The organism is Flavobacterium cauense R2A-7 (genome assembly GCF_000498475.1).
Taxonomy (GTDB): domain Bacteria; phylum Bacteroidota; class Bacteroidia; order Flavobacteriales; family Flavobacteriaceae; genus Flavobacterium; species Flavobacterium cauense.
Genome location: NZ_AVBI01000019.1, coordinates 401729 through 427468 on the forward strand (window position 1 = coordinate 401729; position 25740 = coordinate 427468).

Here is a 25740-nt window from a genome sequence, read left to right on the forward strand (position 1 = left end):
AACTCTAAAAATAGAAATGTTCGAAAATAAATTAGAATTAGGAAATGGAATTTTTACTACGCAGGAAATTGCGCAGATTCTTCGTTTGCCTTACCACAAAGTGAGAACATGGATTACCAAATATTGGGATGGTGATTTAGGTAAACATTATGAACAAAACTACTCTTGGTCTGTTGAAAATTCAAAAGCCGTTGGTTTTCATACTTTGATTGAGTTTTATGTTATGATGCAATTTGCAGAAGCAGGAGTAAAAACCAAAGAAGTCTTAAAAGCCCATAAAGAGCTTTCTATTCTTTATAACACTAACTTCCCTTTTGCTAAAAAAGAGGTTTTAGAGAATATTAAAACAGATAAGCTAAAAGTATATCTAAAAATGAATGGTGATACCATTTCCTTAGACGGCAGTAAGCAATTAAACTTAGAACTAATTTCTATGTTTTTTCACAATTTGGATTTTGACAATGAATTATTAGCTTCTCGTTTCTGGCCTTTAGGGAAAAAACACAAAATTGTTTGTGATCCGCACCATAAATTTGGACAACCTGTAATTAGTGGCACTAACATTCAATCTGAGGTTATTTATAAAATGTATCAATCTAATGAACCCGTAAAATTTATTGCTGCCTTATATGAAATTTCAGAAAAAGAAGTAAAAGATGCTATATTGTTTCATCTAAATGCAGCGTAAATATGAGAAAATATAAAATTTATATTGATGAAAATTTACCGAAGCAATTAGCACATGGGTTAAATACATTACAACAGCCACAAAATTTACGTGATGGATTAGAAATTGAAGTTCTATCAATTTCTGATGAATTTGGGAAGGGTGCTCTAGACGAAGACTGGATTCCTAAAGTTGGCGCTGAAAACGGCATCGTAATAACGCAAGACTCAAGAATACAATCACAAAAACATCAAAGGGAATTATACTTGAAAAGTGGTGTTGGAATTCTGTTCTTAAACCCACCTTCTAAAAATGGCTTTTCGTATTGGGATATGGTAAAAAAGCTGATTGAAGAATGGGACAATATTAAAACCATTGTAAAGAAAAACAAAACCCCTTTCGCATTTCGAGGTTCTTCAAGTAGAAAGTTTGAAAAAATGTAGGCCTCAATTAATAGCATTTTAATGAAAAATAAGATACCGCCTAAAAACTGGCAAACAAAAAAACTTGGTGATGTAGCAAATTATCTAAATGGTAGAGCTTTTAAGCCAACAGAATGGGAAGAAAGTGGTAAGCCTATAATTAGAATTCAAAATCTAAATAAAAAAACAGCTCCTTATAATTATACAAATCAAATTTTTGAAGATCGATACAAAGTTGCTAAAGGTGATTTGCTTTTTGCATGGTCTGCTTCATTGGGTGCTTATATTTGGAAAGAACAAGATGCATGGTTGAATCAGCACATTTTTAAAGTTGAACCTAAAGATTCTGTAAATAAAATGTTTTTATTTTATTTACTAGAAAAACTTGTCTTGGAATTATATTCTAAAGCCCACGGTTCAGGGATGGTTCATATTACAAAAGGAAAATTTGAGGCTACTGAAATTTCAATCCCAGATCTCGCAACCCAACAAGCCATCGTCTCCAAAATAGAAGAACTCTTTAGCGAGTTAGACAAAGGCATTGAAGATTTAAAAACCGCACAGGAGCAGTTAAAAGTGTACCGCCAGAGTGTGTTGAAGCATGCTTTTGAGGGGAAACTTACTAATGAGAATGTTAAGGATAGGGTGTTGCCTGAGGGGTGGATAGTAGTTAATTTAAAAGAAGTTTGTGAGGTTAAAAGAGGAAAATCAAAACATAGGCCTAGAAATGCATCCGAATTATATGGTGGTAATTATCCTTTTATTCAAACCGGTGATATTAGAAATGCAAATGGTGGGTATATAAAAAAGTTTTCTCAAACTTATAGTGAGTTTGGTTTAGCCCAAAGTAAACTTTGGCCAAAAGGAACATTATGTATTACTATTGCTGCAAATATTGGAGAAACAGCCATTTTAGATTTTGATGCATGTTTTCCTGATAGTGTAGTTGGTTTACTTTCAAAAGAGGAAGTGCTTTCTAACAAATACCTAAATTATTTTTTCATTTCATTTAAACAAAAATTGGAAGAATTAGCTCCAGCAACTGCTCAGAAAAATATTAATGTAAATATTTTAGAAAGCATAAAAATTCCCATCCCTTTGATTGAAGAACAACACATAATCGTTCAAGAAATAGAAAGTCGTTTAAGTGTTGCAGATAAAATGGAAGAAAGTATACAGGAGAGTTTGCTTAAATCGGAGGCTTTGAGACAGAGTATTTTGAAGAAGGCGTTTAGTGGGGAGTTGGTTTAAAAAAATAAGTTATGAATGTTTTTAATTCATCTAATGGTTATTGTAATGTGTGGGTTGTTGGACAACCTGGCATAGGGAAAACATTTCTGGTTGAAAATCTATTTGAGCAGTTATATCGCATAAATAATAATAATCCCAATGATATTGAATTTGATGCATTAATTTCCGAACAAGAGCATAATGTCAAAATTCGGATAAAAGAAATACGTTCTTTTGAAGATCCTATTTTTAATAGTCCTATTCAACATAATGATATTCCGTCAGTTTTTCTAATAGTAGGAAATTTATATTACTATGAAAATATTTCTTATGAGAAAGATTTTATAAAAAAAATTGAAAATAGATATCCCGATGCTTTAATTTATTTAATAAGAATAAATTCATCATTAAATATTTCAAAAGATATTCAAATAAAAAAAGAAGGAATAATTTCCACTTTACCTAAAATTGGCAAAAATTTAAGAGAAATATTTTTTATTAATAGTTATGGTCAGGAGGATTTTTTTATTTTTCAAAATATTTTGAAAAACTCAATAATTAATTTTTGTACGGATAGACTAAAACATGTAAAAAAGAAAATTAATGATTCCATTAAATTTGGAGATGAATATCTTGATATTGGAAAATGTAATTTAACCAGCTTATATGAAGTTCCTGAATTATTCCAATGTAATCATATAAAAACTCTAATTATCAGTAATGAATGGGGTGAATTTAGGAATGGAAAATGGCACAAAGCAGGAAGTGAAAATAGAGGTGGAAAAAATAATTTTGGAATTATTCCTGCTGAAATAATAAAACTTAAAAACTTAAATACTTTTATTGCTGGGGGTGATTGGAATACTGATGGAATAAAGGGTACAGGTTGGAGAATTAAAGAGCTAGGTTTTTTAACAAAATTAACTAAACTTAAATACATAAATTTTAGCAATAATCGAGTAGATAAAATACCAAGTTTATCTCAACTTTTAGATTTAGAGGTTTTACACTTAAATAATAATTGTATAACTTCAATTGCACTAAATGGAGAATTTAAATTACTCCGCGAATTATACCTTAGTAACAATTCTTTAAAAACAGTTTCATTTTTTATTAAGATAAAAATTCCAAATATTTCGACAATAGATTTACATGGAAATGAAATAACTGATTTAACGCCTATTAAAAGTCTAATTGAAAAAAAAGATATTGTAAATTCTAAATGGGAACAAAACACTATTAGTATTGCTAAAAATCCTTTGCAAAAACCACCATTGGAAATTGTCAATATTGGAAAAATGGCAGTTTTAAAATATTTTGAAGATATCAATAAAGGTAAGCATTATATTAATAATGAAGTTAAATTAATCTTGGTTGGAAATAGTGAAGTAGGTAAAACAACTTTAGCAAAATATTTAGATGATGAGAACGATTTAAATGTAAAACATTGTTCAACACATTGGCTCGAAGAACGAAAAGTCACAAGTAAGCATTTACTTGATGAAATCAAACAAAAATGTACAATAAACTTGTTTGATTTTGGAGGACATGATTTTTTTCATGATACTCATCACTTATTTTTTAGTTCAAATACTATTTACATTTTACTTTGGGATGTATATAGTAATTGTTTAAATAAAAGAACTGTTATTCAAGAAGTTTCAAAAGGAATTGAAAAAGAAGTAGAATTTCAAGATTTCCCATTAAAATACTGGTTAGATTCGATCAAATATTATGTTCAAGATGATAAAATCAAAATTTTTGATTTTCAAATCGATAATATAAATGAATTTAATAGTGATGTGTTAGTTGTCCAAAATAAAGTAGTTAATCAAGATGAAATAGTTTTTCTAAATTCTGAAGAATTAAAAAAAGAATATCCTTTCATTTATGATTTTATCAATATTTCAGTAATTGAAAAAAGAAGAACAGATTATTTTGATGTCTTATTATCTGAAATGTTGAACAACATGCAAATTGTTGGAGCGAAGTTACCAAATTATTATGGAAAAGTTAAAGATTCAATTTCTAAATATCAAGGCGATGCAATAATTAATTTAAAAGAATTTGTAATTTTTTGTAATTCAATAAAAGGTGTTAATATAGATATTGAACAAGCAAAAATTTTAGCAAATTATTTAAATCAAATTGGTTTGATTATGCACTATCCAAATTCAATTTATAATGATTTGATTTTTATTGATAAAAAATGGGTACTTAACAAGATTTATAAAATTTTAGGAGGGCTTTACGAAAAAGGAGGTGAGTTTGATTTAAATTATGTAAAAGAAATTTTTGAAAACTACTTAACTGAGGATGAGGTAAATAATATATTAAGCTTAATGAAAGGTTTTAATATCATCTTTCAAAATCCTTACAAAAAGACTTTTATTGCACCACTTTATCTTCCTAAAAAACCTGATGAATTGTTGAATCTTTTTATTCAAAATGATAAAAAACCATATAGGAAATTTTTATATAAAGGTTTTATTCATAAAAATGTTATTCTGCAAATCTTCAGAGAATATGGAGAATATGTAATTGGAGAAAAAAAAGGATCAGAAATATACTATTATTATTGGAAAAACGGATTGATTATTAAGGATCCTGTATCAAACGAAATAGTAAAAATTATTTTTAATTTAGGAGATGATACCGGTAATGCATCTATTGATTTGTTCAAATTGAACAACGATTTTGATACAAATTTTGTTGACCAAATCATCGATACAGTAAACAAAATAAATTACAAATATGATGTAGAAGAAATGATTACAATTGACGGGGAGGATTATATACCTATAAAAGTAATTCATGAAAACGAAGATAAAAATAATTGGACTTTTTTCTATAATGAAAAATATTATAAACTAACAAAATTTAAAAAGTATTTACATAAACCTGATGTAATGAAAAAGATATTTATTTCTTACTCTAAACAAGATTTAAAACTTGTAAACAAATTTATTGAACACTTAGCTTCTTTACAATTAGACGGAAAAGTCTCACATTGGTATTGTAGTGAACTAGAAGCCGGATCTGAGTGGAATCAAGAAATTCAGAAAAATTTTGATGAATCCGATATAATTTGCTTCATGATTAGCCCAAATTTTATGAAGACAAAATATATTCATGAGCATGAAATTGCAAAAGCATTTGAAAAAAAAGCTACTAACCAGGATTTAAGAATCGTCCCAATAATTTTAGATTTTTGTAGATGGACGACAGAAAATAATAACTTAGGTAAGTATACTGCTTTGCCATATACAGCTAAACCAGTTGTTGATTTTGATAATCAAAATATGGCTTGGTATATCATCGAAGAATGTATAAGAATAATGATTGATAAAAATTTAGAGCCTGAAGGGGATGATTTTTATCAAAATAATTTGCCTACTGATGTTTTAAAGATTTATGAGAGAATTGTCGGCGGAAAAGTAGACAAAAACACAACTATTTAATAAAATAAATGAGCAATCACAATTCCACAATAGTAAGCAAAGTATGGGCCTTCTGCCAAACCCTAAGAGACGATGGCGTAGGCTATGGCGATTACTTAGAACAGTTAACCTATTTGCTGTTTTTAAAAATGGCCTATGAATACAGCTTACCCCCACACAACCGCAATTTAAATATCCCTAAGGAGTTTAACTGGGAAAGTTTGCTAACCAAAAGCGGTGACGAACTGGAAGTACATTACAGCAAAATGCTGCGTGAGTTAGGAAACAACAAAGGCATTTTAGGGCAGATTTTTACCAAAAGCCAAAACAAAATACAAGACCCCGCCAAGTTGTTTAAGCTAATCAAAATGATTGATGCGGAGCAATGGGTAATGATGGGCGTTAAAGACAAAGGCGACATCTACGAAGGCTTGTTAGAAAAGAATGCTGAAGACACCAAAAGCGGTGCCGGGCAGTACTTTACCCCTCGCCCACTAATTAAAGCCATGGTAGCCTGTATCAACCCGGAACCCATGAAAACCATTGGTGACCCGGCGTGCGGCACGGGAGGTTTCTTTTTAGCTGCTTATGACTGGTTAACCGAAAAACATAAATTAGACAAAGAACAAAAGCAGTTTTTAAAGTACCATACTTTTAAAGGCAATGAGATTGTGGCAAGTACCCGCCGATTGGCTTTGATGAACCTGTTTTTGCATAACATTGGGGATATTGACTCGGACAATTTTATCTCGCCTAACGATGCGTTAGTAGCAGATAGTGGCGACCGTTTTGATTATATCCTTGCCAATCCGCCGTTTGGTAAAAAGAGCAGCATGACTATTACCAATGAAGCCGGAGAGCAAGAGCGCGAAGATTTGACGTATAACCGTCAGGACTTTTGGGTAACGACCAGTAACAAGCAGTTGAATTTCTTACAGCATATTAAAACTTTACTGAAAGAAACCGGAAAGGCTGCTGTGGTATTGCCCGATAATGTATTGTTTGAAGGTGGTGCCGGGGAATCGGTTCGTAAGAAGTTACTGGAAACTACAGATTTGCATACGATTTTGCGCTTACCTACGGGTATTTTTTATGCCAATGGCGTTAAGGCAAACGTATTGTTCTTTGACGGCAAACCTGCCAGTAAAAACCCTTGGACTAAAGAGGTTTGGGTGTATGATTACCGTACCAATATTCATCATACTTTAAAGAAAAACCCATTAAAATACAGCGACCTTCAGGATTTCATTGATTTATACAACGAAGGGAGTATTGCCAAACGTAAGGAAACGTATTCAGAAGATAACCCGGACGGACGCTGGCGCAAGTTCTCTTACGAGGATATTATTGCAAGGGATAAAACGAGTTTAGACATCAGCTGGATTAAGGATAAGTCGTTAGCCGACTTGGACAACCTGCCAGACCCGGATGAATTGGCAGAGGAAATTATTGAGAATATTGAGGCTGGTTTGGAGAGTTTCAGAGCGGTTTTAAATGGGTTGAAGTAAATGGAATTAAGAGGCATCATTTTATACGACATTCAATTAAACGGAGATTTAAATGGTGTTTATACGAATAACCTAACTCCGAATGCAGAATTGTTCACAGAAACAGCCCATTTTTTACGCGATGAATCTTTTGGTGATTTTATCAACGGACTAATGCTTTATGAAGCTTTTTATTTCGATTTTGAGTCTGGTCGGGTTAATGCCATTTTAGAATTTAGAATTGTAAACGGACTTATTACTGCCAGATGGTGGCGAGAAGGAGAAGATAGAATTGAAGACAATCTTTTGTTTACAGGTGAAGGGTATCGTATGAATCATCATCAAATTGTGATTGCGTATACTAATTGAATTTAGATTAGCTCTTTGACCCTTCGAGAGCCTCAGGGACCGGAGGATGAGAGCCTGCCTTCGAGAACCTCAGGCACCGCCCTTCGAGAGCCTCAGGGACCGGGGGACGAGAGTATCAGGGACCGGAGAATGACCCTAATGTAAAAAAAGAATGGCGTCACTTTTGACAATAGTAAATAAAAAATAACTCATGCGTTACGTAATAGCCTTTTTCTTCCCCTGGCTGTCCTTATTTCTGCAAGGGAAAATTATGTCGGGAATAGTTTGTTTGATTCTTCAGATTACAATCATCGGTTGGATTGCTTCGCCAGTTCGCTAACGCTTGTGTCCCGCTTTTATTTGGGCTGTTACCTCTTTAAACCGCATGTATGCAGACAGAAGAACTAATAAGATTATTAACGAGATGAGGAATAAATAATTTTCAATTAAATAATAACAAAAACAAGTAATGGAAGACGTTATTTATTCAGCATCCTTTAAAAATGCAATACGCTATGCTAAAGAAAATGAGCTTTTTTTAGGTAGCGGAAACCCGAATGGAAAGTTGTTGCTTGTGGGTAAAGAAGCAGCAATTGATATGCAAAAATCGGAGCAGCAGTATGTAAACGAATTTAAAAAGAATGTTACGGATTGGGAAAGTAATTGCAGTAATGGAACACAGCCTGATGCAATAGACCATTGGTTTACGGAAGACCGATTTCCAACCTATAACCCCCTCTACCCTTATAAAGGACAGAAAAACACGGTTGAAAGCAGGAATGCCAATGGCGAGATCAAAAGAGGTCATGGCGGTACCAGCAAAACCTGGCATAATTATCAAAAAATTATTGATACGGTGTATTTTAACGGTACTCCCAGCGAACATATTACTTTTCATGAATATGCGTTTTGTTCGGAACTTAATCAGGTTACGGCTAATTACAGTCACCAGATTGCAAAGGACATCAGAGCAGCCAGTATTTTTAAAAGAAGGGCTTTGTTTCAGATGCCTTTTTTCAGCGATTTTCCGATTACCATTGTTGCTGTGGGGCATTATGTTAGGGATTTTGAAATTGATTTACAGGATTTTTTCGGATTGACCTATGATGCTGAATCCTCAAGAAAGTATTCGGAGGGGCTAAAGAATGAATATATTAATATGCATTATGATAATTTTGAAGACCCTAAGCGATTGTTGATTCATACGAATCAGTTGAGTATGGTTAGTAATGAATTGGTGCAACGGTTGGGGGTGATTTGTAGGGCGTTTTTGTTGGCTTCTACCCTTTGAGAGCCTGCCTTCGAGAGCCTCAGGCACCGAGAAACGAGAGCCTCAGGCACCGCCCTTCGAGAGCCTGCCTTCGAGAGCCTCAGGCACCGCCCTTCGAGAGCCTCAGGCACCTAGAAACGAGAACCTCAGGCACCGCCCTTCGAGAGCCTGCCTTCGAGAGCCTCAGGCACCTAGAAACGAGAACCTCAGGCACCGCCCTTCGAGAGCCTCAGGCACCGAGAAACGAGAACCTCAGGCACCGGAGATTTTTTTGATTTATATTTTTGTTTTTGACGGAAAATTTTTAAGAAAATTAATTATTTACGATATCTTTGCAGCCAACATTTAACCCTAATCATATAATGAAAAAAATTTTTGCATCATTAATTTTATTGACTGTTTTAAATTCTTGCAGCGATAGTAGTGATAGTTCCTCTAGCGCTACTGGTGAAGGAAGTGAGGTTCCAACGCCAAGATCTTATACTACCTATACCTCTCAAAATTCCGTTACGCTTAATGGTTATATCAATAATGATAATAATTATTATCAGGGACCCGGAACCTACAAGGTTGGTTTTATTTTCAGAACCGGTAGTGCGGATAATACAGCCAATCAACAGGTTGTTGTGGTTAATGAAAATGTAGCTTATGAGCCTTATAGAGCGTATTATCATACTCCTATTACCGGATTAGAGCCCAATACAAAATATTATTACACTTGTTATACTGAAAACGGGAATTATAGAGCGGAAGATTGGGAAGAAGTTACCACATCAGCCGTTCCGTGTACTTATGCACAAAACAACTACATTAGTATCAATGGGACTTGGCAGAGTGTTTCTCCTGAAATAAATGACAGTCCGTTATGTTGTGATTCGGGGAATTTCGGAATCACATTTGGTACTTGGCCTAATATTTATGACGTAAACTTCAATGAATTAAATGATGGTTATCCGCATACCGGACAATTTTTTGGTGTTGATTATGAATTCGATATTACTGATTACAATAAAGAAGTTGTGAAATCTTCTAATCAGGTATTAATCGGGAATCGTTCTACTCCTAATACAAAGTTGTTTGTTAACAATGACGGTACGACTTTAACTGTTATTTTCTGTAATTCAACGTTAAGAGACGGTACTGTTTTAAACGGAAAAGTTTCTGTTGCTATTCCTTAAATACGGACTTGAATAAAAACTAAAAAAACCGATTAAAAAAATAATCGGTTTTTTTATGTTGTTTCCGTAATAATGGATTATGGGTTGCTTCCTGCGTCAGCAGGACAAAGAAACGATGATTGTTATTTTGAAGAAGGAAACGGAATTTGTACAATTTTTAGTATTTTTATAGTATGAACTGATTATGCTCACTAATCAAAAAAAAACTGACTATGAAAAAAATCGTGCTTACGCTCTCTGTAGCTTTGCTAATTGTTAGCTGCGCCGTAAAACTGATCCCTCCTACTCAACCGGATGTGGACCGAATGCAAACAAAATATCCGGGGTATACGCTGGAAGAACTGAATCAGGGCAAAGCGCTGTTTGAAAAACACTGCGCGGATTGTCACGGACTGAAAAACCCAACGAAGTTTTCAGAAGAGAAATGGCAGAATATTGTTCCGAAAATGGTGAAAAAAGTCAACAAGAAGCATCCTAATGCGGTGGATGATAAAGATCGGGAGTTGATTTTGAAATATGTGATTACGATGAATGGGCATCCTAAAGAATAAACAAAAAATCAGGACTTTGTCCTGATTTTTGTTTTAGAGCTTGCTTTCTACCCTTCGAGAACCTCAGGGGCCGAATTAGGGACCGGGCTTCGAGAGCCTGCCTTCGAGAGCCTCAGGCACCGAGAAACGACCCTTCGAGAGCCTCAGGCACCGAGAAACGACCCTTCGAGAGCCTCAGGGACCGAAATCAGGGACCGGGCTTCGAGAGCCTCAGCCACCGAGGGTGTGTTTATACCAATATGGCGGTTAGGCTGATGGCGGCGGTGATGGATTTTGAAATCGGGCAGGTTGCTTTGGCTTCGGCGGCGATTTTCTGAAAGGCTTCGTTGGTGATTCCGGGTATTTTGGCTTTTAAATCGAGATGGCTTTCGGTAATGGCACCGTCTTCGAAGGTTACTTTGGCTTCTACGTTGAGGTCGTCCGGGGTAAAGCCTGCATCACCTAACAGGAAGCTTAACTTCATGGCGAAACACCCGGAATGTGCCGCGGCTATGAGTTCTTCGGGATTGGTACCAACACCTTCCTCAAATCGGGACTTGAAAGAATATTGGGTATTGTTTAAGGTGGTGCTTTGCGTGGTAAGGGTTCCTTTTCCTTCCATACCACTGCCCATCCAATGGGCACTTGCTCTTCTGTTGAATTTCATAATCGTTTAGTATTGGTTAATTTTTTATGCTAAAAGCCTAAGCTGTATTCTTAATTCAAGAGAATCTTTAAGTTCATCCCTACTCACTTAATACTGATTAGTGAACACTGAACACTGCTCACTAAACACCTCCTCTTCTAAGCATCCGCAATTCCTGCTGCATTTCTTCCATTTCGGTTAGTAAGCGGCTGATTACTTCCAGTCCTTCTATGTTGATGCCTAAATCGTAGTGCATTCGGATGAATTTTTCGAGCACTTCTACCTGTTCGTTGGTGATGTAATGGTGTTCTTCCTGTTGCTCTAATTTCACGAGTCCGCTTTCCTGTAAGGCGTAAACGAAATCGGGTGTTATCTCGTGGTACTGGCAAAAGGTGATGACGGATATTTTTAATGTGGTTGGATTCATAACGTTTATTTTCTGATGGAACGTAACTGTTCGAGCAGTTCTTTTTCTTTATCGGACAGGTTTTTAGGCAGCACTACCGAATAGGTTACATACAAATCGCCATACTCGCCTTCTTTTTTATACACCGGCAGTCCTTTACCGCGCAGTTTGATTTTCTTGTTGTTTTCGGTTTCCGGGGTTATGGGTACTTTTACTTTGCCGGTTAGGGTTTCGATAATGACTTCACCCCCCAAGAGTGCATCGTAAAGACTGATGGAAACGGTGGTATACAAATCGTTGTTTTTTACTTCAAAGGCGGTGTTGTTTACGATTTCAAAGGTTATGTACAAATCGCCGTTAGGGCCGTTGTTGTAGCCTTTACTGCCGTGTCCGGTTATTTTAATGGTTTGTCCGTTAGCGACTCCCGCCGGAATGGTAATGCGTATTTTTTTGCCGTTTACTTCCAACACTTGTTTTTGTGTGGTAAGTATGTCGGTTAATTGCAGGCGTAGCGTGGCCGAAACGTCCTGACCTTTAAATCCTTTGGTTTTAGCCCTGCCTTCTTTTCCGAACATGGAACCAAAGAAATCGGAGAAGGCTTCATAATCGTCAAAACCTTCGGTACCCTGATGGTACTGATATCCACCGCCTGCCTGCTGTTGCTGACGTTTGGCTTCTTCATACTGCTCGGCATGTTCCCAATGTTCGCCGTATTGGTCGTATTTCTTGCGTTTTTCGGGGTCGCTCAGTACTTCGTTGGCTTCGTTAACTTCCTTGAATTTACGCGTGGCTTCTTCTTTGTTGGGGTTTACATCGGGATGGTACTGTCGGGCCAGTTTCCGATAGGCTTTTTTAATTTCCTCGGCAGTCGCGGTTTTTGCAACCCCTAATACAGCATAATAGTCGATATAAGCCATAGCCTTAACTGTTAGTTTGATTTATAAATTTACAACATTCTATCTTTTTAATCAAAGGGTTACGACAAACTACACGGTTTGGGTGTTGTCCGGTTTTTAGTACTTACGAAAATTGTCACTAAAACGATGCTCCCATTCAGCATTTGGTATAGAAAAACAAAACCCCTTGCCGAACGACAAGGGGTTTTGAAAAAAATCAAAAAAATCTATTAATTCCATCCACCACCTAAAGCATGGTAAATGTTTACTAAAGCATTCATTTGCTGCTTTTTGGTTTCAATAAGCTCAAATTTTGATTCTAAAGCGTCGCGTTGCGTTAACAACACTTCCATATAATCTGCTCTTGCCGAACGGAAAAGGTTATTGGAAATATCTACTGACAGGTTTAATGCGTCTACTTCTTTCGATTTCAAACCATAACTTTTTTCAAGGTTGCTCACTTTAGCCATTTGATTTGCTACTTCGATATATGCATTTAAAATGGTACGCTCGTAATTGTAAACGGCTTGAATTTGTTTTGCATTGGCATTGTAGTAGGTTGCTTTAATGGCGTTTCTGTTCACCAATGGTGCTACTAAATCGCCTGCTAAGGAATACACTAACGACTGTGGTGTTTTTAGCAAATACGACGGATTAAATGCCTGAAGTCCGACTCCGGCAGCAATTCCCAACGAAGGATAGAAACGGGCTTTGGCCACTTTTACATCCAGTTTGGCTGCAGCCAGATCCAATTCGGCCTGTTTTACATCCGGGCGGTTTTCCAACAACTGAGAAGGAATCCCTGCATAAACCGTTTGCGGAACCAAGGTTTCAAAAACTTTACTGTCGCGGTCCACATGTTGCGGATAACGACCTACCAGAAAATTGATCTTGTTTTCGGTTTCGGTAATGCTTTGCAGAATGTTGTACTGAAGACTTTTAGTGTTAAGCACCTGCGCTTCAAATCGTTGTACCGCCAGTTCTGTTGCTCTTGCCGATTGTTTTTCCAGTTTTACGATTTCCAAAGCATTGGTTTGAATACCGATGTTTTTGTTTACAATGTCTAACTGGCTGTCTAAAGCCAATAATTCGTAATAAGAATTGGCGATTTCTGCCACCAGATTAGTCACTACGAAGTTTTTACCTTCTACGGTAGAAAGGTATTTCTTTACTGCCGATTTTTTAGCGTTATGAAGTTTCCCCCAGATATCCGCTTCCCAAGTAGCATACGCGCCCACTTTGTAATCCTGTAACGGTTCCGGAATTTCTTTACCCGGTGTGATTTCCGAAATGGCTTCGCTGGCACCTTTGCTGGTGTATCGGGATACTTTATCCAATCCGGCACCTGCCTGTAATCCTACAAAAGGTAAGTACTCCCCTTTTCTGGCGCGGATTTCGTTTTTGGCAATCTGAATTTCCTGTAAAGTGATGTTCAGTTCCTGATTGTTTACCAATGCCAAATCGATAAGGGAATTCAAATGCGGATCGGAGAAAAAGTCTTTCCATTTCACTTTTCCGGAATTGATGGTGTCCGTTGAAGTGGCATAACTTGCCGGTACTGAAACATTCTCGTTTTTTTGGACTATAGCCGGTGCACAACTGGCCAAGGCTAATAATACGCAGGCAGTGCCTGCGTATTTTAATTTATTAATTCTCTTCATGTTTGTCATTTTCATGAGTGGTTGGGAAATTATCAATTTGGTGTGCAAACACATCTGACAGAGAGCTGTCTTCCTCGTTTTTAATCAGTTTTCTGCCTTCGGCCAAAGAGCCGAAAATATAGTACAACCCTGGTACAATAACTACTCCGAAAACTGTTCCGAAAAGCATTCCTCCAAGTGCTGAAGCACCAATGGTACGGTTACCGATAGCACCGGCACCGGAAGCAATAATTAAAGGAATCAATCCGGCAATAAAGGCGAAAGAGGTCATCAAGATCGGACGGAAACGTACTTTGGCCCCTTCAATGGCTGCTTCGAGTACGGTCATGCCCTCATGGTGTTTCTGGATGGCAAACTCTACAATCAATACGGCATTTTTACCCAAGAGTCCGACCAGCATGATCAGTCCGATTTGTGCATAAATATCATTTTCAAGTCCCATTATTTTTAAAAGTATGAACGAACCGAATACCCCAACCGGTAACGAGAAGATTACCGACAATGGAATAATGAAACTTTCATATTGCGCTGCCAATACCAAATACACGAAGAATAATACGATTCCGAAAATGTAGATGGATTCGTTTCCGCGGCTGGCTTCGTCATAAGAAAGACCTTCCCATGCGATGTCATACCCTTTCGGTAATGTTTTGGCTGCTACTTCCTTAATGGCTTTAATTGCCTCGGCATTGGTAAAGCCTTTGGCCGGAAGCCCTTGAATGGCTGCGGAATTGTACATGTTGTAACGGGTAAGCTCATTTGGTCCCTGCCCTTTTACAAGTTTCATGAAAGCCGAATAAGGCACCATTTCCCCCTGATCGTTTTTAACAAAAAGATTCAGGATGTCTGTTGGTAATCGTCTGTATTTCGGATCCGACTGAACGTAAACTTTAAAGAAACGGTTGAATTTGATGAATCCCTGTTCGTACGTACTTCCGATAAGGATGTTCAGGTTTTCCATTGCTTTACCCGGATCAACGCCTTTTTGCATGGCTAAATCCGTATCGAATTCCAATTCATACTGAGGATAATTGGCAGCAAAGAAGGTAAACAAACCTGTTAACTCTTCTCTTTTACCTAAGTCGGCCATGAACTGTTTGTTTACTTTATCAAATTCCTGATAATCCGTATCGGTATTTTTATCCAGCAAACGCATGGTGAAACCTCCGGCAGAACCAAAGCCCGGAATGGCCGGCGGTTCGAAAAACTCTACTGTGGCACCAAGCCCTTTGGTTTTTTCTTCCAGTTCTTCCATTATTTCTTTTACCGTATGCTCACGATCAGACCACTCTTTCAAGTTAATCAAACAAGTACCTGCATTCGATCCACGACCTTCGGTCATGATTTCGTAACCTGCTAATGAAGAAACCGATTCTACACCGTCTACTTTCTGACATATTTTTTGAAGACGTTGCGAAACCTCGTTTGTTTTTTCCAAAGTGGAACCCGGAGGCGTCTGAATGATCGCGTAAATAGTTCCCTGGTCTTCACTTGGAATAAATCCGGACGGTACCACTTGGTTGGCTACATAAATACCACCACAGAAAGCAATCAGGATTCCGAACGTTAACCATCTTCTGTTTACGATGGATTTCAATAAACCCGTATATTTTCCGGTTAGTTTGTCGAAAGCTAAGTTGAATTTGTCTAAAGCTTTGGTTACAACATTGGCTTTTTTGTGGTGTGTATGGTGATTTTTCAATAACATGGCACAAAGTACCGGTGTTAAGGTAAGTGCAATTAAGGCTGAAATTACAATGGAACTTGCCATAGTAATGGAGAACTGACGGTAGAACGTTCCTACAGGACCAGACAAGAATGAGATTGGTAAGAATACCGATACCATTACTGCTGTAATCGCGATAACCGCTCCGGTGATTTCACCCAATACTTTTTTAACGGCCAAGTAAGGAGTAATGTTGGGCTCTTCGTCGAACTTGGCATGGACGGCCTCGACGACGACAATCGCATCATCGACCACAATACCAATAGCCAATACTAAGGCGAAAAGCGTTACTAAGTTAATCGACAGTCCGAAGAACTGAATAACGAAAAAGGCACCAATCAAAGATACGGGAACCGCTAAAATCGGAATTAAAGTGGAGCGCCAGTCGCCTAAGAAAATAAATACTACCAAAGCCACCAAAATAAAGGCATCGCGCAAGGTGTGAATTACCTGCTCGATGGAAGCATCAAGGAATTGCGATACGTCATAACTGATTTTATAATCCATTCCGGGAGGGAAACTTTGTTTCATTTCTTCCAGTTTGGCTTTTACTTCAGCAATTACATCGCTGGCGTTACTTCCGTAGTTTTGTTTTAATACAATTGCAGCCGAGGGATGACCATCCAAATTGGAATAGATATCGAAAAATTCACTCCCTAACTCAATGGAGGCAATATCTTTTAAATGGATGCTCTCCCCGTTTGCATTTGCGCGGATAACCACTTTTTCATATTCTTCCGGTTTGTTGTATCGCCCTTTATAAGTAAGTACATACTCTAAAGATTGGGCGGCAATTCCCGAACTTTGACCAATTCTACCCGGACGTCCTACGAAACTCTGTTCCTTTAAGGCGTCCATTACTTCTTCCACAGAAATATTATACGCACGCATACGATCCGGTTTTAACCAAACACGCATGGCGTACGTTCTACTTCCTAAGATTTGTGATCTTGCAACCCCTTTAATACGATTGATTTCCGGAATCATGCTCACACTCGCATAGTTGAAAAGGAATTTTTCGTCCATGCTTTTGTTTTTCGAATACAAGTTCACGTACATCAACATACTCGGTTGAATCGGAGTAATGATAACCCCTTCACGTTGCACCAATTCGGGTAATAACGGCATTACCTGATCGACCCTTGTTTTTACACGGACTACCGCTTCACTGGGGTCTGTACCGGGTTCGAAAATAATCCTTACTGTAGCTTCACCGGCACTGGTGGCGTCGGTGGCAATGTATCGCATGTCCTGAACACCATTTAAGGCATTTTCCAGGGTAATAAGTGTTGATTTTACCAATACATCCGAACTTGAACCCGGATAAGCGATAAAAATATTTACTGTCGTAGGGGCAATTTGAGGAAATTGCGATATTGGAAGCTGTTTGATGGCTAAGGAACCTACGAAAAGAATGATGACCGAAATCACGATGGCGAAAACCGGTCGGTGTATGAATTTACTAAACATTTTTTCTTCTTTTTATAGTGTTCGATTATTCTGCATACAGCTGCAAGTGAGACATTACATTTTTAGGATCTAACACCTGGTAATTGATTTTTTCATTTTCTTTTACCTGACGTAGTCCTTCAAGAAGTATTTTGTCTCCTTCGGATAATCCCGCTTTTACAGCATAAATATTCGGTAATTCGGCTGCAAGCGTAATTTCTCTGGTTCTTACCTTGCTGTCTTTATCGATTACATATACATATTTTTTATCCAAAATTTCAAACGTTGCTTTTTGAGGAATCAAAAGTGCATTCTTTAAAGGCGAAATGATTTGGATGTTACCGGTTTCCCCGTGTCTTAGGATTTCTCTCGGATTCGGGAAGGTTGCTCTGAAAGCGATGTTTCCGGTTTCGTTGTTGAAGTCGGCCTCAATTGTTTCGATTAATCCAACATAAGGGTAAAGCTTATTATTAGCCATTAAAAGCTGTACTTTCTTTTGCTGATCGGATTTATTACTGGTTTTATAATCCAGGTATTCTGCTTCCGGTACATTAAAATACACCCACATTTTACTGTTATCTGATAGTGTGGTTAGTAAATCGCCTTCATCCACAAGACTTCCCAATCGTACCTGAAAACGGTCCATGATACCGTCAAAAGGCGCTCTGATTTCGGTAAATCCTAAGTGAACCTGAGCCAATGCTAATTCGGCTTTAGCCTTGTCCCATTTTGCTTTTGCCATAGCTAACTCGTTTGGAGATACCACTTTAGAATCGGCAAGTGCTTTGGTATTTTTGTATTCGATTTCAGCGAAATTCGCTTCTGCCTGTGCTTTTTGCATTTCGGCTTTGTATAACATCGGCATGATTTGGAACATCAATTGTCCTTTTTTAACATGCTGACCTTCATCTACATAGATTTTTTGCAAGTACCCTTTCTCCAAGGCTCTCAATTCGATATGCTGAATAGAGCGTACCTGACCAACATATTCTTTAGTGATTAAAGTGTCGGTTTTTAAAGGACTGGTTACTGAAAATTTAACGGATTCTTCTTTTTCTTCTTTGTGTGAGTTGCAGCTTGCATTAAACAACAAGGTACAAATACCTAAAAGCACAAGAACTTTCTTCATGATTTTATTTTTTAAAACGATAAATAATTTTGATTTTTTTTTAAACGGTATAGAGAAAAACACTTGTATATCCTTTAAAGCAACAGATGCCTTACTAAGGATAGCTACAAATAATAATAAACCGTTGGGGTGTTGGTAATTTAAATTACCGGGGAATTTTTAAATCATATTCGTATAACACGAAATACGATAAACCATTTTTCGGATAAAAAATAACAGAAATGATCTATCTCAGACAATCCATTTTTAATACTTTGGGTAGTATCGGCAGTAGCCTGAACGCAAAAAACAGATGTAAAATAATTATTTAACCCTGTTTTTTTCTTGTGAGAAGATACGCTTTCTTCCTCATCAATATCAACTATTGAGCGAAGTTTCTCTTTGTTTTCTTCGTTATCAAATAAATCGAAATTGGTAGCGGCTTTATAGCTTTTGTTGGCATCTTCGAATTTACCAAAATCATTTCTTTGAAGTGTGTTTATTGTCGCATCGCAAACTTCATGTTGTGTTACATGAGCCTGCAATGTATTGTATCCCGTTAGAAAAAGAATACAGTGAAGTAAAAAGAATTTAATAAACAACTTCTTCATTGTCGGCAAAAGTAAAGAAAGTTAAATTGTTCGACAAATTATTCTCTGTTAAAAATAAGTTATATCTCTATATGATTAATTATCAAATTCTTACAATGATTTTAACTAAGAATTCTCTCATTAAAGATGGGAAGAAAAGTAGCCGAACCAAAAAACACAAACCATTACAATTCAGTAAATTATAGTAAAAACATCCGATAGCAAATCACAAAAAATTGGTAACTTTATTCTTTCGAACACAAAACCGTAACGCATGAAAACGCATCATACCATTATTATTGCCGGAGCCGGTGGTATTGCCGAAGCCGTAGGATTATTACTTATGGAATGGAGTGAAGTACACCCTACCCTTTTTATTGGCGACCGAATTCCGGAGAAGGCAAAAAAAGTAGCCGAATGGATTACTCAAGGAACCACTAAATCTTGCGCAGTTCAGGACTTTTACCTCCCCGAAGAAGGCATTACCGATGAAATGAAAGTGCTTTTTGATGAAGGAGATATTATTCTCGATTGTTTGCCCGGAAGTCAGGCTCCGAGAATTGCGCAGTTCGCCAAGGATTTTCATTTACATTATGCCAACCTTACCGAATATGTTGCCGAAACCGAAGCGATAATGACATTAGCCAAAGACGCTAAAACCGGTTTTGCACTGCAAACGGGTCTTGCACCAGGGTATATCGACCTGTTGGCACACGGGTTGTTTCAGGAGTTCTGCCGTGATTTTGGAGTTGATAAAGTAGAGAAACTCGAGCTAAAAGTGGGAGCTCTTACCAATCATGCCGTAGCGCCGCATTATTATGGCTTTACCTGGAGTCCGGTTGGGGTTGCCACCGAATACCTTAAAGACACTATTGTATTGCGTGACTATAAAAAAACTGTACTGCCTTCCCTATCGGAAAGAGCTTCCATAATTATTGACGGTATTAACTATGAAGACGACCTGACCTCTGGAGGCGCTGCCGATTTACCCGATGCATTATCTGGAAAAGTACGTTCACTTGATTATAAAACTTTACGCCATCCCGGACATTATGCTTGGGTAGCCCAACAACTGACTGGCTCAGACAAATCAGATACCGCTATTAAAATTCTACAGGAAAAAATGGAAGCGACCATTCCACACATCGAAGACGATCAGATTGTGCTTTACGCTGCCGTGGAAGGAAAAGACAGTAACGGAGTACTCCGCCGTCGTGAGATTGCCAAACGCATCTTGCCACAACAAGTAGGAAACCATCAGTTAAGAGCCATTCAAACGACTACGGCTGCTCCGTTGGCGCAAACTGCACAAATGCTGTTGGAAGGCACTCACAGTGGTATTATCCTCCAAAGTCAGATTGATCCGGCAACTTTCCTGAATGGAAATTATATTGTTCCGGTTTACGGAAAGGTGTAAACAACCTACCCTTTCAACAAATTAATACTGACTGTAGCGTACTCGGTATTCGGGAATTTTCGGAAATACTGCATGTCCGGTTGTAGTCCGGCTTCGGCAGCGATTTTATGCAGTACTTCAATTTCTACAATGTACTGATCGGAAAAACCATGAGTGGCATCATAGGCAGTTGCAGCGGTTTTCCCGATATTCGCAGCTGTTAATTGCGGCGCTATGGTATGCAATTCGATTATCAGTAACCCAAATTTATGAACGAATGGCGCCCATTTGGTAAAATGATCCAGTAAATTGTCTTCCACATCGTTGTTGCTGATCCGTTTTCCGCGATGCGCAAAGGCTCCGGTTGACGTGCTGATTCTGTTTTCGATTTTCACTTTTGGGGTTTCCCAAATGCGGTTATGATCCAAAAAGGTTCTTACATTGAGTAAATCTTTTAAATCGATATTGTAATTATCCTTTAGATCCTTTGCCAGTAGATCCGGTCTTCCTATGTCGCCCCAAATGACTTTCGCCCAGATATCGGCTTTAATTAAATTGGCTCTGGTTACTTTTAAAGCTGCCTGATTGTAATCGGCTCCCACTAAAAACAATGGGTGTTCTTCCAGCATTTTTCCACGGAGCGTCTGACGTTCTATAACATCAAAAATATGCTGTAAAAAAGCACCATTACCACATCCCATATCAAGTATTCCTTTAGGCTGCTCCTGAATAGGTTTATTGAAGAGTTCGATAATGATTTCGTCGATAATTTTGAAATAAGTGGTATGTGCTCCTCCACTGCCCCATACGTTCATTTCTCGGTTTACGTGGCGTTCGTCTTCATTGATTCCGATATCCCGCAACAAAGACGGATTTCCGAACAGTAACTCGTCCATCACCTTAAACATCGGCAAATAGGAAACCGTTACCCCATAGGCTGAAGCGCGTTTGGCAAAGAACAGTCCGGTTTCGGTAAACTGATAATTCCCGCTTTTTTCGGTGAACCAATTGAGTTGCGTAAAGAAATCGAGTATGATTTTAAAAACCTCAGGTTCTTTGTGGAATTCTTCGGGACGGAAAGAAGTTTCCATGAAATACTTATGAAACATGCCGGTCATACCCAAACTGACGATAATCGGTCCGACCAAAAAACCTTCGATGTGCGTTAAAACCTGTTCTTGCAGCGCTCTTTCTTTTGGATTATCTGAAAAAACAATTCCGAAATGATCTTCATATTTATCAAAAACGGCTTTCAGTTGTGATACCGAAGCTGTTGCAATATGTACGGAAGTAAACAAATCGGTTTGCTGTAAAAGTGTCACCACATCTTCGTACAATGGAAAAAGTGAAAACGCAAAACTGCTATTCTCATTGGTGCTGACAGTGATTTCATTGGTCGCATTATCAATAGCATAATCGATAAATCCTTGTGATGCGATCGCCCGTAAAGCTACATTAAGGTAACCGTCATTGGCTTTATATTGATTCACCAAAGCATTCAGACGCATGGTTTTTTCTTTCAATAAAGTCTCAGAAACGCCGCTTTTGTGTAACGCATAGGCAACGGGTGCGATTACTAAGCCGTCAAGATGAGAAAATATGGTAGTACGGTGCTCAGTTTTTTGTATCATAAGAAGTAGTGCTTTTCTCAAATTTAAGAAAATTTATTTTATGAATTCTTTTTTAATTTATGCGTTGCGAAATTGGAACGCGGATCAGGCGGATGCAGACAACGCGGATTAAACGGATTTAAAACTAATTATTAAATCCGTGAAAATCTGTAAAGTCAGCATCATCAGAGTTGCAAAAACTCACTCACTGTTTATTAACGACTTCCTACAATTTAAAAAAGCACAATCCAAAACATGTAAAAATCCGTTGTGCTTGCATTCGTGGCATCCGCGTTCCATTAATAAAACAACAATATTGCACATTAATTATTACTTTTAATGTAAAAAACAATTATGGAAGCACATTATTCTGTTGCGATATACCCGTCTGAGAAAGTTATTGCTTTGGTTAAAGGAATGAAAGCAACCTTGGCCGAAAAAGTGGGATGGTTCCACAGTAGAAATTCCGTAGCCCATATCACGATTTGCGAGTTTAAAGTTTCGGATACGGTTCTTGAAAAAGTCAAACAACAGTTGGCCAGATTGTGCGATGGTTTTGAACCGACAGAAGTAATCCTAAACCGTTTTGATTCTTATCCGAACGGCGCCTTCTTTATTGCTCCGGACGCAGTTTCCAAAAACAATTTAAAACCGATTATGAAGCGGATTAACGATACACTACTTATAAAAAATTTGCATAAAAGTGATGATCCGCATTTGTCGATTGCCCGAAAATTATCCGCAGAACAACTTAATGTCGCTTATCAAATCTTTACTTTAATTGACGTTTCTTTTATAGCTGAAAGTGTGGTGCTACGTAAATTTAATGAAACAATAAAACAGTTTGAAGTTACCGATACTTTTCTATTTAACAGCAACCCTACTGATGGGATTCAGGGAACGCTTTTTTAAACCTTATCTGCTTCACTTTTTATTACAGCAAGCGTTTTATCGGTATGAATTAATTCGTGAATAATATTTCTTCGCAAGACTTCGATATCCTGAGCATAAGGTTTTGCCCAATTGGTGAGCGTTAAAATATTTCGGATGTTTTTCAGGCGTTTTTGGGTTTCCTTATAGGTTCTTACAACTGCTTTTCCGTTATAATCGGGACAATTCTTGTGATAGTATTCTGCTGTATGGTTTTCAAAATCAGCCGTGATATAGTATAACTTTTCTAAGTCATTATCCGGAAAAAAAGCTTCCCATTTGGCAAATCCCAGTTTGATTTTGGTAGATGATGGCGGTTCCATTGCTACCAAACGCCATTTGCTGTTGGCCAGCTTTCCCCAATGGTTTGACAAGCGGAACATTCCTGCCTGCGTGTAATAGTAGCGACTTCCGGATGTGCTCTTGAAATCGGGTTTTCGTTCTTCAATTACGGATAACGGTACTTCATTAAAAATACAAAACGTGTTTTTAAAAAAGTCTTTAGTAGGTTGGTAAGTATTCTGAGGAAGCATTACCGAATGTCTTCGTTAAAAATCCCATCCACATAAAACCAAAAATCACCTTCTTTTTTAAACGTGGATCTCTCATGATGAATATGGTTTTTCAAACGATTGTCTAAGAAACAGGCTTTAAATTCCACCGTATTTTCAGAAGCGGAAATGATCTCCAATTTCAGCCAATGATTTTCTTTCGACCAAGCCAGAATATCTTTTTTATTGTGGTACCGACGTGTGGAAGAGTGTGTTGTAGCCACTAAATAATCCGCCTGTTGGGTACAATAAGCCGAATAACGAGAACGCATTAAAGCTTCGGCAGTTGGCGCTTTTTTTACGCCTACAATATACGGTTCGCAACATTCTGAAAAGGATTTTCCAGAACCACAGTAACAGTTTTGCATTATCCGTTTATTTTCTGGTGCAATTGATTCAGCAATACCTGATAACGACTGATTTCAATTAAATCTTCGTCTTCTTCGGCATAATCCAGCAGTTCATCCAATAGCTCGCTCGCATCGGTTAAAGAATTGTTCGCGGTTTTAATATCTTTTGCAGCAATAGCGTCAATGACTTGTTGTACGTTGATTTGCAATTCGGTGAAATTGATTTCCATTATTGTAGTTCGTCTTTTTTAGTGTTTTCGTTAAACTGTCGGGCAATGGCTTTCAGTTTTTCTTTTCGGAGTTGTTCCGCCTCCTGTACTCTGGTTTTCTTTTGGTCTACTTTCTTTTTGTGCGCCAATCGATTCGTTTCATTACGCCGTCCCATACGCTGCTGTTAATTTTCTTTTAATCTCGAGAAAAGAACTGTTGGTATCGGTTAACATTGTAACCGCTTCTTTTCGCAATGCAATTATATCTTCAAAATTAATGTATTTTGCCCAATTATCCGTAGTTAGCACTTCGTTGAGATGACGAATCACTTTCGCTGTTTCCGTGGCATTGCGAAGATGTGCTTTTCCGTTGTATTCCGGATTATTTTTATGCTGAAAACTAACTTCATTCGTTTCCCAATTTACTTCCACATAAAAAAGATTCTCGTGTTCGTTGTTTGGATAGAAGTCGGTCCAATCGGCATAACCCGCTTTTGTTTTAGATGTTGTTCCGTTTTCGATAGGCAGCAAACGCCAACGACAATTGGCTGCGCGCCCCCAGTGATTGGAAACCCTGTACAGACCTTTTTCTGTAAAATAATAACTGCTGCCGGATTTACTGGTATAACTAAGTTTTAAACCGTTGATTTCCGTTAACGTAACTTCTCTGTAAATACAGAAGGTATGTTTGTGAAAATTGGTTTTGTCGTAGATTTTTTGCATTGTGGCAAAGATAAAGTTTTAGAATTTAACCACAAAGTGCGCTAAGTTTTACGTAAATACCCCAAAAAAAATATCTTAAAAAAGCTTTGTGTGCCATGTTGCAGTTAAACATAAATCACAAATATCAGATTTCGTTATCTTTGACAAAAACTTAAGAAATGAAAGAAACAGTTTTGGCTTTTGGTGCTTTGTATGGCGGATTGGCAGTAATTTTAGGAGCGTTTGGTGCCCATGCGCTTAAGAAACGAATGAATGAAGATTTACTGAAAAGTTTTGAAACCGGTGTGAAATATCAAATGTATCACGCTATTGTTTTATTGGTTCTCCCACAAATCATTGATTTGGAAAGCGGATTAAGCCAGGGACTTGGGTGGTGTTTTATCGTTGGAACACTATTGTTTTCTTTCAGTATTTACGGATTGTGCCTTACTTCTATGAAAGGCAACAAATGGACTTTTTTAGGACCTATTACCCCACTTGGCGGACTTTTATTGGTTTCTGGATGGATTAATTTATTGTTTACCGTACTTTATTAAATTGGTGTGATGGACAAACGTAAAAAAGAAAACAAAACCGAATTATCCGATGATTTGAAGTCCGGAATTGAAAACCTTTCCGGTCTTTCTACAGATGATGTAAAAACACACTTCAATTCCGACAAGCCAGCGCAATTAAAATCGCAAACCTACGCACAGGGGTCGGCAATTCATTTGGAGGATGGAAAAGAAAAACATATGCCTCATGAAACATGGCGTGTCGTGCAACAAAAACAAGGAAGAGTACAACCTACCAAACAATTAAATGATAAAACAATCATTACCGACAATCAAAAACTGGAAGAAGAAGCCGATAAAATAGCACTGAAAAACATTTCAAAAGAAACCACCGATTCAATCAATCCTTGAATTTATTCAAAT

At 37.5% G+C, this 25740-nt stretch carries 27 protein-coding genes; 14 read left to right on the forward strand and 13 right to left on the reverse strand.

The genetic code is table 11. The features are described 5' to 3' along the window. The first annotated feature begins 16 nt into the window (after positions 1 to 16). From FCR2A7T_RS11915 to FCR2A7T_RS14855, 10 genes are all read left to right on the forward strand, one after another. A complete protein-coding gene (locus FCR2A7T_RS11915) occupies positions 17 to 688 on the forward strand; it encodes a DUF433 domain-containing protein (RefSeq protein ID WP_023571553.1) in 672 nt (223 codons plus the stop codon). Positions 689 to 690: 2 nt separating this feature from the next. Then, on the forward strand, positions 691 to 1110 hold the full coding sequence (locus FCR2A7T_RS11920; protein WP_023571554.1) for a PIN-like domain-containing protein: 420 nt from the start codon (positions 691 to 693) through the stop codon (positions 1108 to 1110). 21 nt (positions 1111 to 1131) lie between these two features. Then, a complete protein-coding gene (locus FCR2A7T_RS11925) occupies positions 1132 to 2340 on the forward strand; it encodes a restriction endonuclease subunit S (RefSeq protein ID WP_023571555.1) in 1209 nt (402 codons plus the stop codon). An 11-nt stretch (positions 2341 to 2351) separates the two neighbouring features. Continuing rightward, on the forward strand, positions 2352 to 5780 hold the full coding sequence (locus FCR2A7T_RS11930) for a COR domain-containing protein (RefSeq protein ID WP_023571556.1): 3429 nt from the start codon (positions 2352 to 2354) through the stop codon (positions 5778 to 5780). Positions 5781 to 5788: 8 nt separating this feature from the next. Further along, positions 5789 to 7267 carry a class I SAM-dependent DNA methyltransferase gene (locus FCR2A7T_RS11935; protein WP_023571557.1) on the forward strand — a complete coding sequence of 493 codons (1479 nt, stop codon included), beginning with the start codon at positions 5789 to 5791 and terminating at the stop codon, positions 7265 to 7267. Beyond that, a complete protein-coding gene (locus tag FCR2A7T_RS11940) occupies positions 7268 to 7615 on the forward strand; it encodes a hypothetical protein (RefSeq protein WP_023571558.1) in 348 nt (115 codons plus the stop codon). 190 nt (positions 7616 to 7805) lie between these two features. Then, positions 7806 to 7934, forward strand: coding sequence for a YqaE/Pmp3 family membrane protein (locus FCR2A7T_RS15350; protein WP_262493740.1), 129 nt, complete (start codon positions 7806 to 7808; stop codon positions 7932 to 7934). A gap of 129 nt (positions 7935 to 8063) precedes the next feature. Beyond that, on the forward strand, positions 8064 to 8885 hold the full coding sequence (locus FCR2A7T_RS11945) for a hypothetical protein (RefSeq protein ID WP_023571559.1): 822 nt from the start codon (positions 8064 to 8066) through the stop codon (positions 8883 to 8885). Between the two features lie 341 nt (positions 8886 to 9226). Beyond that, a complete protein-coding gene (locus FCR2A7T_RS11950; RefSeq protein ID WP_023571560.1) occupies positions 9227 to 10042 on the forward strand; it encodes a hypothetical protein in 816 nt (271 codons plus the stop codon). Positions 10043 to 10254: 212 nt separating this feature from the next. Beyond that, positions 10255 to 10593 carry a c-type cytochrome gene (locus FCR2A7T_RS14855; RefSeq protein ID WP_023571562.1) on the forward strand — a complete coding sequence of 113 codons (339 nt, stop codon included), beginning with the start codon at positions 10255 to 10257 and terminating at the stop codon, positions 10591 to 10593. 229 nt (positions 10594 to 10822) lie between these two features. Here the strand turns inward: FCR2A7T_RS14855 and FCR2A7T_RS11960 are convergent, their stop codons facing one another. The 7 genes from FCR2A7T_RS11960 to FCR2A7T_RS11990 form a co-directional block, all read right to left on the reverse strand. Next, positions 10823 to 11239 (reverse strand): OsmC family protein, encoded by a 417-nt coding sequence (locus tag FCR2A7T_RS11960; RefSeq protein WP_023571563.1) that lies wholly within the window; start codon positions 11237 to 11239, stop codon positions 10823 to 10825. Positions 11240 to 11360: 121 nt separating this feature from the next. Continuing rightward, a complete protein-coding gene (locus FCR2A7T_RS11965) occupies positions 11361 to 11645 on the reverse strand; it encodes a chaperone modulator CbpM (RefSeq protein WP_023571564.1) in 285 nt (94 codons plus the stop codon). Between the two features lie 5 nt (positions 11646 to 11650). Then, the gene (locus FCR2A7T_RS11970) at positions 11651 to 12541 is read right to left on the reverse strand and encodes a DnaJ C-terminal domain-containing protein (RefSeq protein ID WP_023571565.1); all 891 of its coding nucleotides are present in this window, start codon (positions 12539 to 12541) and stop codon (positions 11651 to 11653) included. Positions 12542 to 12750: 209 nt separating this feature from the next. Then, the gene (locus tag FCR2A7T_RS11975; RefSeq protein ID WP_035118550.1) at positions 12751 to 14181 is read right to left on the reverse strand and encodes a TolC family protein; all 1431 of its coding nucleotides are present in this window, start codon (positions 14179 to 14181) and stop codon (positions 12751 to 12753) included. After that, positions 14168 to 17377 carry an efflux RND transporter permease subunit gene (locus FCR2A7T_RS11980; protein WP_023571568.1) on the reverse strand — a complete coding sequence of 1070 codons (3210 nt, stop codon included), beginning with the start codon at positions 17375 to 17377 and terminating at the stop codon, positions 14168 to 14170. The genes FCR2A7T_RS11975 and FCR2A7T_RS11980 overlap by 14 nt, the downstream gene beginning before the upstream one ends. Positions 17378 to 17402: 25 nt before the next feature. Continuing rightward, positions 17403 to 18485 (reverse strand): efflux RND transporter periplasmic adaptor subunit, encoded by a 1083-nt coding sequence (locus FCR2A7T_RS11985; RefSeq protein ID WP_035118552.1) that lies wholly within the window; start codon positions 18483 to 18485, stop codon positions 17403 to 17405. A gap of 164 nt (positions 18486 to 18649) precedes the next feature. Next, positions 18650 to 19075 (reverse strand): hypothetical protein, encoded by a 426-nt coding sequence (locus FCR2A7T_RS11990; RefSeq protein ID WP_023571570.1) that lies wholly within the window; start codon positions 19073 to 19075, stop codon positions 18650 to 18652. 253 nt (positions 19076 to 19328) lie between these two features. Between FCR2A7T_RS11990 and FCR2A7T_RS11995 the strand changes: the two genes are divergently transcribed. Next, positions 19329 to 20471 carry a saccharopine dehydrogenase family protein gene (locus FCR2A7T_RS11995; protein ID WP_023571571.1) on the forward strand — a complete coding sequence of 381 codons (1143 nt, stop codon included), beginning with the start codon at positions 19329 to 19331 and terminating at the stop codon, positions 20469 to 20471. Positions 20472 to 20476: 5 nt separating this feature from the next. Here the strand turns inward: FCR2A7T_RS11995 and FCR2A7T_RS12000 are convergent, their stop codons facing one another. Next, the gene (locus FCR2A7T_RS12000) at positions 20477 to 22081 is read right to left on the reverse strand and encodes a class I SAM-dependent methyltransferase (protein WP_023571572.1); all 1605 of its coding nucleotides are present in this window, start codon (positions 22079 to 22081) and stop codon (positions 20477 to 20479) included. Between the two features lie 333 nt (positions 22082 to 22414). Here FCR2A7T_RS12000 and FCR2A7T_RS12005 point away from each other — a divergent pair, with 333 nt between their 5' ends. Next, complete coding sequence (locus tag FCR2A7T_RS12005; RefSeq protein WP_023571573.1) at positions 22415 to 22972, forward strand: 2'-5' RNA ligase family protein; 558 nt, start codon at positions 22415 to 22417, stop codon at positions 22970 to 22972. Here FCR2A7T_RS12005 and FCR2A7T_RS12010 read toward each other — a convergent pair. The 5 genes from FCR2A7T_RS12010 to FCR2A7T_RS12025 are packed head-to-tail and all read right to left on the reverse strand — an operon-like array spanning position 22969 to position 24823. Beyond that, the gene (locus FCR2A7T_RS12010; protein ID WP_035118347.1) at positions 22969 to 23523 is read right to left on the reverse strand and encodes a hypothetical protein; all 555 of its coding nucleotides are present in this window, start codon (positions 23521 to 23523) and stop codon (positions 22969 to 22971) included. The two genes, FCR2A7T_RS12005 and FCR2A7T_RS12010, sit on opposite strands and share 4 nt — an antisense overlap. Next, complete coding sequence (locus FCR2A7T_RS12015) at positions 23523 to 23909, reverse strand: YchJ family protein (RefSeq protein WP_023571574.1); 387 nt, start codon at positions 23907 to 23909, stop codon at positions 23523 to 23525. The genes FCR2A7T_RS12010 and FCR2A7T_RS12015 overlap by 1 nt, the downstream gene beginning before the upstream one ends. Continuing rightward, entirely contained in the window at positions 23909 to 24121 is a 213-nt protein-coding gene (locus FCR2A7T_RS12020; protein ID WP_035118351.1) for a hypothetical protein, read from the reverse strand. The genes FCR2A7T_RS12015 and FCR2A7T_RS12020 overlap by 1 nt, the downstream gene beginning before the upstream one ends. Next, on the reverse strand, positions 24121 to 24276 hold the full coding sequence (locus FCR2A7T_RS15235; protein WP_158634611.1) for a hypothetical protein: 156 nt from the start codon (positions 24274 to 24276) through the stop codon (positions 24121 to 24123). The genes FCR2A7T_RS12020 and FCR2A7T_RS15235 overlap by 1 nt, the downstream gene beginning before the upstream one ends. Next, positions 24263 to 24823: a hypothetical protein gene (locus tag FCR2A7T_RS12025; protein WP_023571575.1), complete on the reverse strand. Its 561-nt coding sequence runs from the start codon at positions 24821 to 24823 to the stop codon at positions 24263 to 24265. Before FCR2A7T_RS12025 ends, FCR2A7T_RS15235 begins: the two co-directional genes overlap by 14 nt. A 158-nt stretch (positions 24824 to 24981) precedes the next feature. On the opposite strand from FCR2A7T_RS12025, the gene FCR2A7T_RS12030 reads away from it, so the two are divergent. Further along, positions 24982 to 25359: a DUF423 domain-containing protein gene (locus FCR2A7T_RS12030; protein ID WP_023571576.1), complete on the forward strand. Its 378-nt coding sequence runs from the start codon at positions 24982 to 24984 to the stop codon at positions 25357 to 25359. A 9-nt stretch (positions 25360 to 25368) separates the two neighbouring features. Beyond that, on the forward strand, positions 25369 to 25728 hold the full coding sequence (locus FCR2A7T_RS12035) for a hypothetical protein (protein ID WP_023571577.1): 360 nt from the start codon (positions 25369 to 25371) through the stop codon (positions 25726 to 25728). Positions 25729 to 25740: the final 12 nt, after the last annotated feature.

Bases quoted from the DNA above. Each gene is read 5' to 3' on its own strand.
- FCR2A7T_RS11965 (WP_023571564.1), bottom strand. From the start codon at position 11,645: ATGAATCCAACCACATTAAAAATATCCGTCATCACCTTTTGCCAGTAC.
- FCR2A7T_RS12030 (WP_023571576.1), top strand. From the start codon at position 24,982: ATGAAAGAAACAGTTTTGGCTTTTGGTGCTTTGTATGGCGGATTGGCA.
- FCR2A7T_RS11945 (WP_023571559.1), top strand. From the start codon at position 8,064: ATGGAAGACGTTATTTATTCAGCATCCTTTAAAAATGCAATACGCTAT.
- FCR2A7T_RS12010 (WP_035118347.1), bottom strand. From the start codon at position 23,523: ATGCTTCCTCAGAATACTTACCAACCTACTAAAGACTTTTTTAAAAAC.
- FCR2A7T_RS11975 (WP_035118550.1), bottom strand. From the start codon at position 14,181: ATGAAGAGAATTAATAAATTAAAATACGCAGGCACTGCCTGCGTATTA.
- FCR2A7T_RS12020 (WP_035118351.1), bottom strand. From the start codon at position 24,121: ATGGAAATCAATTTCACCGAATTGCAAATCAACGTACAACAAGTCATT.
- FCR2A7T_RS11980 (WP_023571568.1), bottom strand. From the start codon at position 17,377: ATGTTTAGTAAATTCATACACCGACCGGTTTTCGCCATCGTGATTTCG.
- FCR2A7T_RS11920 (WP_023571554.1), top strand. From the start codon at position 691: ATGAGAAAATATAAAATTTATATTGATGAAAATTTACCGAAGCAATTA.
- FCR2A7T_RS12035 (WP_023571577.1), top strand. From the start codon at position 25,369: ATGGACAAACGTAAAAAAGAAAACAAAACCGAATTATCCGATGATTTG.
- FCR2A7T_RS14855 (WP_023571562.1), top strand. From the start codon at position 10,255: ATGAAAAAAATCGTGCTTACGCTCTCTGTAGCTTTGCTAATTGTTAGC.
- FCR2A7T_RS11960 (WP_023571563.1), bottom strand. From the start codon at position 11,239: ATGAAATTCAACAGAAGAGCAAGTGCCCATTGGATGGGCAGTGGTATG.
- FCR2A7T_RS12025 (WP_023571575.1), bottom strand. From the start codon at position 24,823: ATGCAAAAAATCTACGACAAAACCAATTTTCACAAACATACCTTCTGT.
- FCR2A7T_RS11930 (WP_023571556.1), top strand. From the start codon at position 2,352: ATGAATGTTTTTAATTCATCTAATGGTTATTGTAATGTGTGGGTTGTT.
- FCR2A7T_RS12000 (WP_023571572.1), bottom strand. From the start codon at position 22,081: ATGATACAAAAAACTGAGCACCGTACTACCATATTTTCTCATCTTGAC.
- FCR2A7T_RS11995 (WP_023571571.1), top strand. From the start codon at position 19,329: ATGAAAACGCATCATACCATTATTATTGCCGGAGCCGGTGGTATTGCC.
- FCR2A7T_RS11985 (WP_035118552.1), bottom strand. From the start codon at position 18,485: ATGAAGAAAGTTCTTGTGCTTTTAGGTATTTGTACCTTGTTGTTTAAT.
- FCR2A7T_RS11990 (WP_023571570.1), bottom strand. From the start codon at position 19,075: ATGAAGAAGTTGTTTATTAAATTCTTTTTACTTCACTGTATTCTTTTT.
- FCR2A7T_RS12015 (WP_023571574.1), bottom strand. From the start codon at position 23,909: ATGCAAAACTGTTACTGTGGTTCTGGAAAATCCTTTTCAGAATGTTGC.
- FCR2A7T_RS15350 (WP_262493740.1), top strand. From the start codon at position 7,806: ATGCGTTACGTAATAGCCTTTTTCTTCCCCTGGCTGTCCTTATTTCTG.
- FCR2A7T_RS15235 (WP_158634611.1), bottom strand. From the start codon at position 24,276: ATGGGACGGCGTAATGAAACGAATCGATTGGCGCACAAAAAGAAAGTA.
- FCR2A7T_RS12005 (WP_023571573.1), top strand. From the start codon at position 22,415: ATGGAAGCACATTATTCTGTTGCGATATACCCGTCTGAGAAAGTTATT.
- FCR2A7T_RS11950 (WP_023571560.1), top strand. From the start codon at position 9,227: ATGAAAAAAATTTTTGCATCATTAATTTTATTGACTGTTTTAAATTCT.
- FCR2A7T_RS11970 (WP_023571565.1), bottom strand. From the start codon at position 12,541: ATGGCTTATATCGACTATTATGCTGTATTAGGGGTTGCAAAAACCGCG.
- FCR2A7T_RS11915 (WP_023571553.1), top strand. From the start codon at position 17: ATGTTCGAAAATAAATTAGAATTAGGAAATGGAATTTTTACTACGCAG.
- FCR2A7T_RS11940 (WP_023571558.1), top strand. From the start codon at position 7,268: ATGGAATTAAGAGGCATCATTTTATACGACATTCAATTAAACGGAGAT.
- FCR2A7T_RS11925 (WP_023571555.1), top strand. From the start codon at position 1,132: ATGAAAAATAAGATACCGCCTAAAAACTGGCAAACAAAAAAACTTGGT.
- FCR2A7T_RS11935 (WP_023571557.1), top strand. From the start codon at position 5,789: ATGAGCAATCACAATTCCACAATAGTAAGCAAAGTATGGGCCTTCTGC.